This window comes from Desulfuromusa kysingii, from assembly GCF_900107645.1.
In the GTDB taxonomy this organism is placed as follows: Bacteria; Desulfobacterota; Desulfuromonadia; order Desulfuromonadales; family Geopsychrobacteraceae; genus Desulfuromusa; species Desulfuromusa kysingii.
In genome coordinates this window covers 1-13033 of sequence record NZ_FNQN01000013.1, presented here as the reverse complement: position 1 = coordinate 13033, position 13033 = coordinate 1, and the positions used below count along the sequence as shown (strand labels likewise).

At 48.5% G+C, this 13033-nt stretch carries 7 protein-coding genes and 1 pseudogene; all 8 read right to left on the bottom strand.

Annotation, left to right across the window (positions count from 1 at the left end):
• Positions 1–36: 36 nt before the first annotated feature.
• Positions 37–3195, bottom strand: coding sequence for an efflux RND transporter permease subunit (locus tag BLU87_RS15990; protein WP_092350681.1), 3159 nt, complete (start codon positions 3193–3195; stop codon positions 37–39).
• A complete protein-coding gene (locus tag BLU87_RS15985) occupies positions 3192–4427 on the bottom strand; it encodes an efflux RND transporter periplasmic adaptor subunit (RefSeq protein WP_092350679.1) in 1236 nt (411 codons plus the stop codon). The genes BLU87_RS15990 and BLU87_RS15985 overlap by 4 nt, the downstream gene beginning before the upstream one ends.
• A complete protein-coding gene (locus BLU87_RS15980) occupies positions 4424–5824 on the bottom strand; it encodes an efflux transporter outer membrane subunit (protein ID WP_092350677.1) in 1401 nt (466 codons plus the stop codon). The genes BLU87_RS15985 and BLU87_RS15980 overlap by 4 nt, the downstream gene beginning before the upstream one ends.
• A 405-nt stretch (positions 5825–6229) precedes the next feature.
• Positions 6230–6838: a 4Fe-4S dicluster domain-containing protein gene (locus tag BLU87_RS15975; protein ID WP_092350675.1), complete on the bottom strand. Its 609-nt coding sequence runs from the start codon at positions 6836–6838 to the stop codon at positions 6230–6232.
• Between the two features lie 29 nt (positions 6839–6867).
• Positions 6868–9036: a molybdopterin-containing oxidoreductase family protein gene (locus BLU87_RS15970; RefSeq protein ID WP_092350673.1), complete on the bottom strand. Its 2169-nt coding sequence runs from the start codon at positions 9034–9036 to the stop codon at positions 6868–6870.
• 552 nt (positions 9037–9588) lie between these two features.
• A complete protein-coding gene (locus tag BLU87_RS15960; RefSeq protein WP_092350669.1) occupies positions 9589–10929 on the bottom strand; it encodes a LuxR C-terminal-related transcriptional regulator in 1341 nt (446 codons plus the stop codon).
• Positions 10930–11874: 945 nt separating this feature from the next.
• Positions 11875–12783: a proline dehydrogenase family protein gene (locus BLU87_RS15955; RefSeq protein ID WP_092350667.1), complete on the bottom strand. Its 909-nt coding sequence runs from the start codon at positions 12781–12783 to the stop codon at positions 11875–11877.
• Between the two features lie 77 nt (positions 12784–12860).
• A pseudogene (locus tag BLU87_RS17900) lies at positions 12861–13033 on the bottom strand (L-glutamate gamma-semialdehyde dehydrogenase); the annotation flags it as partial.

Sequence of the window (13033 nt, the reverse complement as noted above, 5' to 3'; positions counted from 1 at the left end):
AGGTGTCTTTTTTTATATTGCCGGGTTGATACAAATTTATCCTGCTTTCACCGGCGGGTTCTCAGTTGCTGCTGTCATTGGTGTTTGGATTTTAAGGATCTTGCGTATGTCTTCAACTATCAAATAGAGGCAAGGGACCAATAACAGGGCGATCAGGGTGGCGAAGAGGATGCCAAACCCCAGAGAAATTGCCATCGGGATCATAAAGCGCGCCTGCCGGGATGTTTCGAAAATCATCGGCATCAGTCCGCAGAAGGTTGTTAGAGTCGTTAACATGATGGGTCTGAAACGCAGGATTCCGGCATCAACGATTGCTGCATGAGCGGTTTCTCCCGTGAGTCGTTTACGATTGGCAAAGTCAATCAGCACCAGCGAGTCATTGACGACCACCCCGGCCAGAGCAACCACCCCAAACATACTCATGACACTCAGACTGTAACCGAGTAACAGATGCCCGATGACGGCACCAACAATTCCAAACGGGATGCTGATCATGATAATCGCTGGTTGCATATAGCTGCGGAACGGTATCGCCAATAGCGCATAGATCATAACCAGAGCCAATCCGAGACCGGTGACCAGACTGGTCATACTCTCAGCCATGTCAGCCTGTTTCCCTTCAAAACTGAATGCCAGACCAGGATAGCGATCGGTCAATTGTGGCAACGCATCAGCAAGCAAGGCGTTTTTTATCTGTCCACTCTGACTGTCAGGACGGACATCGGCAGTGACACTGATAAAACGCCGGCCGTTACGCCGATCGATGCTGGTATAGGCACGGCCACGTTCGATGTCAACAGCTTCCCGCAACGGAATTTCGATGCCGCTGGGACTACGCAGAATCATCTCTTCCAGATCAAATTCGGAGATTCGTTCATTCTTCGGTTTTCGTACGGTTACAGTTACTTCGTTGCGGCCGCGCTGTTGTTGCAATACTTCGGCACCGTCATAAGCGTTTCTGACCTGGAGAGCGACCTCTTTTGCGCTGAGTCCAAGGCTCAACCCTTCGGGACGCATACGGAAGTCAAGTTGCTGCTTGCCAGGTGCGAAGCCATCGTCAATATCTGAGACTATGGAATAGCCGGATAGAACCTCGGCCAGGTCTTGACCCGCTTGTTCCAGAATATCTAGATCGGTGTGGCTTAATTCAACCGTAAGAGCTTTACCCGAGCCTGGGCCACTAGAGTCAGATTGGAACATGATGGTTTCGAGACCACTGATCTCTCCCGTTGCTTTGCGCCACTGTTGAATGAACTGGGCGGTTGGGATGGCCCGTGTTTCCGGGTCAACCATGAACACTTTGATTTCCAGAGTGTGGCTGCCGGAAGTGCCGTTGACTGTTTTTCCCACATCGGCAAAAGTTCCCACGACCAAATCTTCGCCACCGTATTGATCTGCTACTTGTGCGGCGCTGGCGAGTAATCGGTCCCGTACCGCTTCGGTCTTCTCAACCGGTGACCCGTATGGGAGAGAAACCGTCACTCTGGCGAAATCTGATTCGACGCGCGGAAACATGGTCATCCCCATCCGCCCGCTGATGATCAGTGCTGCAGTAAGAATCAGTACGGCAAAGGATACACTTAAGGTCAAATAACGGAAACGCAACAAGAGTTGTAAAAAGGGGGCATAGCGATGTTTGATCAGGCGGGTGAACCCTTGACTGAAACGCTGCTGGAAGTTATGCAAGGCCCCCAGCAGGCCACCACGACGGTTCTCTTTCAAGTGTGCCAAGTGGGCTGGTAACACGAACAGAGATTCAATCAACGAAACCAGGAAGACGGTGATAACGACCACCGGAATCACCCTGAACACTTTGCCCATAATCCCGGGGATAAAATAGAGGGGCATGAAAGCGACCACATTGGTCAAGATACTGAAGGTGACCGGCATAGCCACTTCACGTGCCCCTGCGATGGCGGCTTGGAGTGGTGGCATTCCCTGCTGGCGAAACTTGTAGACATTTTCGCCGACGACGATAGCGTCATCAACCACGATCCCTAGGGCGACGATAAAAGCAAACATGGAGATCATGTTGATGCTCACGCCGAGCGCAGGCAGGACAATAAAGGCACCCAGAAAGGAGATTGGAATGCCCATGGTGACCCAGAATGCCAGTCGTGCTTCGAGAAATATCCCTAACAGTATGAGGACCAGAGAGAGTCCGAGATAAGCATTCCCAAGCAGTAGGTCAAGTCGTTGTTTGAAGACCTCAGAACGATCATTAACTGCGGTAATGTAGACTCCCGGAGGCAGCTGCTGTTGCCACAGTGCTACTTCCGCTTTGGTGGCATCAGCCACTTCAATAGGGGTCTGATCGCCAATCCGGTAGACATCAATCATTACCGCACGTTTACCATTATATTCGCCGTAACGGTCGGTTTCTTCAAAACCATCAGTGATGGTCGCGATATCTTCCAGCAGGAGTTGTGTCCCGTTATTATCCGTGAGGACCGGTAGTTTGGCAAAGTCGGCACCATAATCGCGCCGTTCCTGCATGCGGAGGAGGATCTCTCCCCCTGACGTCTTGATTCCCCCGCCCGGTAGTTCTATTGCTGCGGTGCTGAGTGTTGTCGCAACTTCATCGAGAGTCAGATTGTAAGCCCGCAATTTCTCCTGCGGAATTTCGATGGAAATTTCCAGTGGCCGGGTACCGTTGAGTTCAACCTGGGTGATCTCTGGGTTTTGCAGTAAAGTGTTGCGGAAATCATTTGCCAGATCATGCAGCACTTTTTCACTTTGGTCACCATAGAGTGCAAGTGAGATGACATCCCGTTTGCGGGTAGCGATTTCGACCGACGGTTCTTCGGCTTCATCGGGAAAGGTGGAGATGCGATCGACCTCACTCTGGACATCCTGAGCTAATTTCTGTAGATCACCGCCAGTGAGCAGGGTTATGGTGACCGTGGCCCGCCCTTCGTTGGCGCTAGAGTTGATTTCATCAATGTCATCGAGACCACTGACGGCCTCTTCGATTGCCAGGATAATTCCCTGTTCCACCTCAGCCGGACTGGCGCCGCTATAGGTGACGCTGACAGTCACCTGGTCGCTGTCGAATTCAGGGAACACTTCCTGTTTGATCTGTCCCATGAAGAATACCCCGCCGATCAGCAGGACCAGCATCAGCAGGTTGGAAGCGACAGGGTTACTGGCCATCCACGCAATAGGGCCTTTGGTGTTGTGTTGCGACTGCATCATTTCTGCTCCCCTGGTTGGTGAGCTTTTTCCGGCCGTAGTTGCATGCCGTCGACGGCAACACTTAAATTGCTGGTCACTAATTGGGTTTTCTCAGGCAGATTGTTACGCAGCAAAACCCGGTCACTGTCGCGCCAGAGCACCTCGACGGTTTTAATCAGCAAGGTCTGTTTTTCTTCATCTAACAACCAAAGCTGATCACCATCGTGCAGAGTCGAGCGGGGGACGCTGATGACATCAGCTAACATTTTGCCATCGATTTCGACCCGGACATATTCACCAAGAAGTAATGGTTGGCGCTGCTCTGCTGGCTTTTTCAGATCCAGAGGGTCTTCGACGGTAACGAGCAGACGAGCCATGCGCCCCTCATCTGCGAGATCGCCAAGGAGCTTGGAGACGGTACCGACTTTTTGTTTGTCGCCAGCGGTGATCAGTACCGCTGATCCCTGACCGCCAGCTTTGTGTGGAATTTCGAGCCAGCTGAGACGATCAACCGGGAGTGAGACCTGAACCCAATAATGGTCGGTTCCGACAAGGGTGGCGACTGATTCCTGCGCGGATAAGTAGCTGCCTGTTTCAACGCTCTTGGCTGTTACCAGAGAGTTGAAAGGGGCGTATAGGGTGGTTCGCTGTAGATCCAGTTGCGCTTGGGCCAAGGTTGCTTTGGCGGCACGGTATTCAGCTTCAGCTTTGAGGAGGTGTGGTTTACGGAGTGCCAGTTCACGATCCTGCTCGCTGGCTGAATCCCGGTCGTCATAGAGCTCCCATTCCTGCTGTGCGATTTCCTGATTGCCCTGTTCGATGGCCAGAGCGTAGGCAGCGTCTGCAACCTGACTTTCGGCTTCAACTACGGCTAATTGATAGTCAGCAGGCTCCAGAACCAGCAATTTGTCTCCGCGGTTGATCTGGCTACCGAGCTCAAAACTGTCGTGGACGCCGATAATCCGGCCGCTAACTTCCGTCTTTAAACTTAACTCGTTGGCTGGAACTACAGTCCCCATGGCACTGACTGTGACTTGTTCCAGAGTTGGTGCAAGCGGCATTGTTGTTACCAGAGGAGCCTCTTTTACTGGTTTTACCCGGTTTGCTTTCGGGGCGGTCTTGACTAGGAAGGTTCCTGCCAGAACGGCGGAAATGAGAATTATACAGATGACCAGCAGTGTCAGCAGGGTTGATTTATAGCCTCTCTTTTTTGCGTTTGCCGGGGCTGGATGGTGGGTTTCAGGATGATTCATAATTGCACCTCAAGTTGCTGCACCGGCAGCTGTTCAGTCCAGTCGCCTCCCAAAACTCGATGGAGGACGACCCGATTGGTCAATAAGTTAAGTTTTTGATTGAGCAGATCTTCTTGCAGCTGCTCTACACTCTGCAGTTCGGTCAATACTGGTAGATAGGTTATGAGCCCTTTCAAGTAGCGGTATTTTGCAGTTGAAAGGGCTTTTTCTGCGAGGCTTAACTGGTGCTGCAGAGCCGACATCTCTTGCTGCAGTTGTTGTTCACTGATCAGCGCATCTTCAACTTCGTGGATAGCCGTCAATACGGTTTGTTGATAATCAGCCAGTTTTTCAGAGATGATTGCTTGTTGCCGTTCGACTTCAGAGGAACGGTAGCCCCCGTCGAGCAGTGGTGCTGTGAGGTTGTTAGCGAGGTTGAGTAACCAGTTGTCGAATAGGTCACCAAAATCACCACTGGTGGTGACAGATGCGGTCAATTTTAAGGCCGGAAGTCGATCTGCTTTAGCGATCGTCAGGTCCCAGTCAGCGGCCTGTAAGCGAAGATCGGCTGCACGAATGTCGGGACGTTGCTGCAGTAATTCCGCAGGGAGCCCTAACGGTGGCAGTGGTTGCAGTTGCGGCAGTTTGGTGGTGATCAAGTCCAGCGGTTGTCGTGGTGTGTTACCCAGGAGTACGGCCAGCTCGTGGCGTAACAGCTGTTCAGTGGCATATGCACTCGGCAGCTTGGCTTGCAGGGCGGCAATGGATTCTTTTTGCTGCAACAGGTCGAGGGACGTGGCTTGGGCTTTCCGAAAACGGAGGTCAATCAGATCAAGATAGCTTTGTGCTGTTATAATCTGTTCTGCCAACAACTGCTGTTGCTGTTGTTGAGCGATTATCTGTAACCAGAGATCGGTCACTTCAGCCGCCAAGCTTATTGCTGCGGCATGTAAATCTTCCCGGGTTGCCTGCTCTTCTTTGTTCTGGCTCTCGACTTCAGCCGCAACCCGACCCCAAAGATCCAATTCAAAACTACTGCTTAAGCCAAGGGAGTAAGCGTCGCTGTTTGTCGTGTCGCCGTCGGTTCGGGTGTGGCTGTAGGATTGTTCGGCCGTCGCATTCAGGTCGGGCTGTTGGCTGCTGCGGACTTGTTGACTCAACGCCTGTGCCTGTACCAGCCTGGACCAAGCTTGTCTCAGGGAGAGATTGTCGTTCAATGCCTCATCAATGAGTCGATTCAAGTCATCAGCGGCAAAGCTGTGCCACCAACGGCTAGGAACTTCAGTCATGGCTCCGGCTACGGAATAGCTTGGTGGAAGTTCAGCCAGTTTCTCTGGCTGAAGCTCTGCTTTAAAGGGGCTACAGCCGCTCAGGAACAGTAACAACAGCAGCAGATGCAGGCTCTGTTTAGGGGTCATCGCGTCGGTCTCTCTTTTGGTTCAGTACTTATAATTTAAATAGGAGCGCCCAATGTTACGCTTCTAGCCATGGCTATGGTGTTAAATATAGGATAGTTATGTAAAGTTTTGTTAAGGCCTTGAAGGCTTTTTAGCTTATCTTTTTCGGAACATAGCTCGTAATAGATAATAGGGAGCTTATACCAAGCGGCTGGTGCGGTAAAGGTGGGTTTTCTACCGAGTTGTTGGCTGCGGTGAGTTTTCACTCAGGATGAAGGAGGATAATCTGACCGAGGCAGGAGCATTGGAAAGAGGGCGGAGGCTGTAAAAGGAACGGAGTTCAGGATCTACTCCCGAACTCCGCCCTTGTTTGCTTGAATCAATGATCGATAAGGGTACTGTACCGATCGTCGATGTTACTGATGCTTAAGCATCTTTTAAGTATTCCGCAATTTCACCTGTGTACCCTTCAGGTTTGTTTTTTCCATTGGTTGTGTGCAACCGGCTTCCTTCTTTGACCATGAAGTTTGGAGACGTTTTCTTCAGGTTGGGTACGCTTTTGAAATCTGGGTATTTACTTGCAATTTCAGAAGCATAACCAAAAGTCAAAGCTTTAGCTGGGCAGCCTTCAATGCAACCCGGAAGGATCCCATTTTCTAAGCGATCAGCACAGAAATCGCATTTTTGTACCAATTCTGTCTCTTCATTGAATTGCGGTGCATGATAAGGGCATGCGCCCATACACTCCTGACAGCCAATACATTTTTCCGGATCATGAATCACAAGACCTTCGGCATTTTTACTGTAGGCATCAACAGGACAGACACTCATACATGCTGGATTGTCACAGTGATTACAAGCCATTGATAGATGTGGTCGTAAGGCTATAGATGTCCCCGTATATGCGGTTGATATAACTTTTCGATACCTGACTCCGAGTGGAAGTTTGTTGACGACTTTACAACTTATTTCACACGCCTGACAGGCGACACATTTTGCTTGGTCAAAGAAAAACACCATTTTTTTCGTAGACACAGTTTATACCTCCCATTTAGGTTGTGAAATTATACTTTTTCTACTTGAATAAGATTCGTATGGTAAGTTGAGTTGTCAGCCATATCTGCCAGAGTGTCAGGGGTCAGGAAGTTGACATTCTGGTTGTCTGGACACAGCTTTGGCCACCAGGCTTTATCCGCAGAAGCAACACCTGGTCTGACCGTATCAATGACCAGCGCTGTGAGTTGGATGCTGCCCCGGTCGTTTTTGACTCTTACCAGATCCCCAGTTTTGATCCCTCTTGCCTTTGCATCTTCAGGGCTGATCTCAATTCTCCGTACCGGATCAATTTCTTGATTGTAGGCTTCTTGGGACCACTGAGTTGAGAGGAGGTTTTTGGTCGCACCCGTCAATAAAACGAGAGGGTATTTTTTGTGTAATTTTGGTGAACCATCCCGGCTCTCCAGTGGTGCAGCATAGAAGGGGACAGGGTCAAGACCGTGCTTGGCGACCTGTTCGGAGTAGAACTCAATTTTCCCTGAAGGGGTCGGGAACTTGTGATCTTTAAAGAATACCGCTGGGCTGTCAGGAGTGTTAATCCGTGTTGCCCCCTCTTTGACCAGACGCTCAAAGGTGAGCCCCTTCATTCTTGGATCGTCGGTATTCAAAGCCCCTTTTATGATATCGACGGGATCCTCATCAAAGGTCTTGTCGGTATAACCCATCCCTTTTGCCAGTGCCCGGAAGACTTCATAGTTGGGTCGTGCTTCTCCCAGAGGTTCAACCGCTTTTTCATTCACCTGAACGACCAGACCCCAATAGGCCTGATGGAAATCCCACTGCTCAATGAAGTGTGACGCGGGGAGGAAAATATCGGCATAATCTGCCGTGTCGGTCATGAACAGATCGTGAACAACGGTAAACAGATCTTCCCGTTCCAACCCTTTTTTTACTTTGTTCAGGTTTGCGGTCATCCCCAGAGGGTTACTGTTGTAGACGTACAACGCTTTGACAGGATCTTTTTTCTCTAACAGGACCTCGCCCAACTTGTTGATATTGAGAGAGCGTGATTTTGGAGTGTCAAAATGGTACAGGTGCTTAAAATTCCATTTCCAGTTGGTGTTGATATAGAGAAGTCCTGCTCCAGGCTTGCCCCAGTTGCCACAAAGCCCAGGTAGACAGCTAATGGTCCGGACCATCATGCCGCCGTTGGTGTTTCTCTGGATACCAAAACCAACGCGGATTGCTGCTGGGTCAGTTTTAGCGTATAAGCGGGCAAATTCAACAATTTGTTTGACTGGAACGTCAGTGATTTGGCTGACTTTTTCTACTGGATATTCTTTAACCCGCTCTTTGAGTTCTTTGAATCCAAGAGTATTTTTTTCAACAAAGTCTTTGTCGTAAAGGTTTTCTGCGATGATGACATTCATCATCCCTAGAGCGAGAGCAGCATCAGTTCCCGGGCGTGGTTGGATATGCATATCCGCCATGGCCGCACCTTCAGTTCTGCGGGGATTGACGACGACATATTTTGCCCCTTTTTCAAAGGCTTTATTGTAAAAATTAAAGGCATGGACGTTGGTCGCCTGTTCGTTGACACCCCAAGAGACGATCAACTTTGAGTTGACAAAGTCTTCAGGGTCCATCCCTTCCTGGGTGCCAAATGTGTACTTACAGGCTTCCTTACCCGCTTCGGAACAGACAGTTTGAGCTATCCGTGAGGCCCCTAATTTGTAGAGAAAGCGCCTGTTCATGCTGTAGTTCGTTACAGCACCGAGTGTGCCTGAGTACCAATAACCCCAGATCGCTTCCGCGTTGCCGTCTTCTGCTATGGTCTCTTTGAATTTATCGGTGATTGTGGTGATGGCTTCATCCCAGCTGATGCGCTGCCATTTTCCTTCCCCCTTTTTCCCGACTCTCTTCATGGGGTGCAGTTGTCTTTCAGGTGAGTAGAGCTGCTTAATGTAGGAGACCCCTTTGACACACATGGCCCCTTTGGTGATTGGGTGGTCTGGATCTCCGTATACCCGAATCACCTTTCCATCTTGCACTTCAGTGATCATGCCACAGGTATCGTGACAATTCCTTGGGCATACATTCCTAAAACGTGTGATGGGGTATTTTACCGTGTCTGCTTTGGCGGGTGAAATGTCGATAAAACATAGCCCACTTAATGTTAAGGCAGATACCCCGGCGGCACCTTTTAGAAAGTTCCTTCTGCTAATTTCAGAATCCATACATGCTCCTCCCTTTCATACACCTGAGTTAGTGAGTGAACCTCTCCCATTTTCTGGAGACAGATTATATTTGAGTCAGACATCTTTGACTGACTCTTCTAACGACTGAAAATATCCTTATCTTTTCTTTTGTTGAATATTTCAGGTTGGTTCCAAGACCCGGCGCAGCTTGTCCCATAATCAATTCACTTTCCCAAAGACCGCTGAAGCAGGAAGTGGCAGGACTGCTTCTTTGGAGCTGACAAAATGGGGTAATCTTTGGGGTATAACTTGGGACGAGAGGTGGCAAGGACGGGAACGTAAATCGACAAATACTTCCGGCATAACAATGCTGCAGCAGGCAACAAAAGCGCCTTTCAGTTGACCCCAAAAAATAGGGATAACTGGTATATTTTTAACAGGTTTATTGTGGCCATTCAGCATAAATCCACCTTCTAAGCAGTTGAATTTATCTTAATGGTCATGCTTGACTTTGGGAAGGGGATCTCTGGGGGTTTTTATGGGGTATTTATCTATACCCCATAAAAGAATTCCGTAAAGGAGATATGCTGATTATTTGTCTTCTGGGCTGGGATGGTTCCTACTCGTAAGGTAAGAAAAGAGATTGATATCTTTTCCCTGCAGACCCAATTTCTTACGGATATTTTTACGGTGAGTGCGGATCGTATCAAAGGCAAGATTCATCGCTTCGGAGATCTCGTTGGAAGAATAGCCAGCCTGAATAAAATCGCAGATACGCGTTTCGGTTTTGCTTAATTTAAGACGATTGGCATCCAACTCCAGATTCGTATCTGAAGTCAAGGCGGTTAACTGCTGCTCTATCTGGTCAATCAGGTTTGCCCTAATGCCGGATGATGTCTCAAGGCGAACCTTCTCAAGGGCGGGAAGCATCTGCGAACGAATTTTCGAGGTGATGCTCTGTTCTTGTTTGCACCTGTCGGATTCGATACTCTTCATGACATTACGTAAGGTTACGTTCATTTCATCGGTCTGTAATTTTTCATGTCGAAGGAGATCTTGGGACAAAATCAACTCAGCTGTCCTTTCGTGAACCTTCTGCTCCAGTTCCTGACGATAATTGACGAACAGGGTGATGTCATTAAGAATTAACATATAACCTAGGGTGGCAAGGGAGACTCTCGAAAGAGGGACGATGCGTAAATTGAAGACATGTCCACTGACACGGGAGGTCACTTCATGGGTCTCATCAATAGGGTAATCATCAAGTAATTGATCCATATGGCAACAATCTATACTCAGAAACTCCCAGAAGTGCTTAATTTGTAAGTTTTCGGTAGCAAAAAAATATTTCGCTGCGGGATTTATTTCACTGATGACGCCATTGTGATCAGTGAGGATAACCAAGTCTGAGGTGCTGCGAAAGATATTTTCATAACGGTTTTTTTTCAGTGTTAAAAGTCGATTAACCTCTTGGAGTTGCTCCGTCATTTCATGGGCACTTGAGCGCTCCCAATCATCAATAAAGAGGGTCTCCAAGACATCGCAAGCCAGACGGATCTTCAAAATAACATTGAGCTTTTCTTCGGCACTATATTTTAATGTCAGGACCGTGTCTTCCAGGGAGTGAATTAAGGTTTTGAAACACCCTAGATACATCTCTCCAGTTATCCCCCGTAGTCTATGGTTTCGGGCGTTTTGCAGCAGAAAGGGGGCATTTGCCTGTGCTTCCTTCAACATCGAGGCAAACCGCGGCACCCCTTGATCGGGGAGCATACAACGGATGGATTCAAGCATTCCTCGGAACGATGCAACACAATCATGTCTGTTTGCTGTTGTATGGGCCAGGTAACCAGCTTCTCCCATACGTTTCGGCCAGACAATCAGGAAGGTGTCCAGGCTGGCATTGAGGTCTTCAAAGAGATGATCATCCATACGTTCTTAGGAACCTTTCAAGTAGATATTCGCGTGGATTGGTTAACAATTGACTATATAGATTTTCAACCCGTAGGGATAGATAAGAGTACAAAAAAAATTGTATTTAGTCTAACAAAAACAAACATTTAATGAGATTAACCCGGAAGTTGAATTGTTCTGATGATAAGAACTTTGCCAAATATCATGGTTAAAAAGGCAACGGCATACCGAGCTATTCCGTAGCCAGATGCTGGACATTCGATAAACGAAGAGGGGTGATTGCTATCGACTTATTGGACTATGGTCAGCAAGCCTATCCCTCCAATGAAAGCTCCTTTGCCCTGACCGATGAAGTGGCATGGGTTGAATCTGTCATTTCTAGAGAGGTTGCACCTTTCGAGTCGGAGTAGCTTTGAGTGTTACGTCAGCCGTTTTGTCCAATGTCAAATAATCAGCCATCGACATATTCGTAATAGCGAAGTTCCCATTGGTAAAAACATCGTCAGTTCAATGGTTTGACCCGGAAGCATCAATGTCCTCGGGTTGGTTATTTTGATGACTCAGATGTCCGTTGGATGGCAGCAATATTCCCTCTCGGAATGGGATTAATCCAATGACTATTTCTTGTCGCAGTCACCGCAAACGAAATGGCGCAGGGCTCGTTCTTAGCGATGGATGTCCTTGCTATGGGCAGTAGCCTTTCACCAGAAACGGGTGTGAAAACCGGAGATCCTACCGCGACTGAGTGGTTGTATATCGGCTTTGCCGGATCGATTCCAGTTGGTAGGAAGTCGTTATTGTAACATTTTCCAATTCAATCACTGCACCTATGATTTGTCTATAAGCTGAATTCAATGACTTTGATCAAATGAATTGGCAAAAAGACCTTCGAAAACAACGATGGAATTGTATCGACAGGTGGTTCTTGACCTCCGCCTTTTTGAGGCGGAGGTCTTATGTTTTTTATTGCTTGTTTAAACCGAACATTTGCTTCAATGCATGCTGGGCGATCATTGGGTTTTCTTTGAGCCGACGTTGTGAGTAGGGGAGCCAATCTTCCCCATAGGGGACATAGATACGCAGTCTGTGTCCGGCGGCAAGGATGATTTTCCGTAATTCTTCATCAACCCCTAACAGCATCTGGAATTCATATTGGTCAGGGTTCAGATCCAATTTTCGAATTATGTTCATCGCTTCAAAAACCAAAGACTCATCATGGGTAGCAATGCCGACATAAGCGCCTTGTTTGAGGAGTTGTTCAAGGCAGATTACGTAGTTCCGGTTAATGGCTTGGGGGTGTTTCCACGCATCCATCCGGGATTCGATGTAGATCCCTTTGCAGAGACGGTAGTTCTGATAGCCGTCAGCCATGGCAACGACATCGTCTGGGGTGCGGCGGAGATACCCTTGTAGTGCGGTGCCGACATGGCCTGGAAACTCTTCACGCAGTCTGCGGAAGAATTCGAAGGTGTCGTCGGTAACGGGAACATCCTCGATGTCAATGCGGATAAAGTTCTTCAGTTCTTTGGCTTCGGCGACGAGCTCGCGAATAATTCCATAGCATTGCTCTTTGTCAAGAAGCAGCCCCATTTGGGTTGGTTTGATTGACAGGTTGGCATCCAGATTTTCGCGATCAATGGTGCGTAAAATATTCAGACCGTCATTTTTAAACCCGACCGCTTGATCCATGGTGGTGATGAACTCACCAAGAATATCAATCGTTGTCATGATCCCTTGTTGGTTCAGGTCTTTCGTGAGCTGAACGGCATCTGCCAATGTTGATCCTGCAATGTACCCTTTGGCAAAGTGGCTGATGATTGGTTTTGGAACGTACATAATGGATTTAGATACAACATAATTAAAAATTGACATCACTTTGTCCTGCTGGTCGGTGTGGTTCAATAAGAGAGCGCCCCGTCTGTCACCGTTATCGGACGGGGCGGGTCAATTTATTCTTGCTCCAAGAAGGGGTATTCAAAACTTTGTGGCGGTACAAAGTTTTCTTTAATGGCACGGACTGAAGCCCAGCGCATCAGATTTTGTTTGCTACCGGCCTTGTCATTGGTCCCTGAGGCTCGTCCTCCACCAAATGGTTGTTGACCAACGACGGCTCCAGTTGGTT

Bases quoted from the DNA above. Each gene is read 5' to 3' on its own strand.
- BLU87_RS15970 (WP_092350673.1), bottom strand. From the start codon at position 9,036: ATGGATTCTGAAATTAGCAGAAGGAACTTTCTAAAAGGTGCCGCCGGG.
- BLU87_RS15990 (WP_092350681.1), bottom strand. From the start codon at position 3,195: ATGATGCAGTCGCAACACAACACCAAAGGCCCTATTGCGTGGATGGCC.
- BLU87_RS15980 (WP_092350677.1), bottom strand. From the start codon at position 5,824: ATGACCCCTAAACAGAGCCTGCATCTGCTGCTGTTGTTACTGTTCCTG.
- BLU87_RS15960 (WP_092350669.1), bottom strand. From the start codon at position 10,929: ATGGATGATCATCTCTTTGAAGACCTCAATGCCAGCCTGGACACCTTC.
- BLU87_RS15985 (WP_092350679.1), bottom strand. From the start codon at position 4,427: ATGAATCATCCTGAAACCCACCATCCAGCCCCGGCAAACGCAAAAAAG.
- BLU87_RS15955 (WP_092350667.1), bottom strand. From the start codon at position 12,783: ATGTCAATTTTTAATTATGTTGTATCTAAATCCATTATGTACGTTCCA.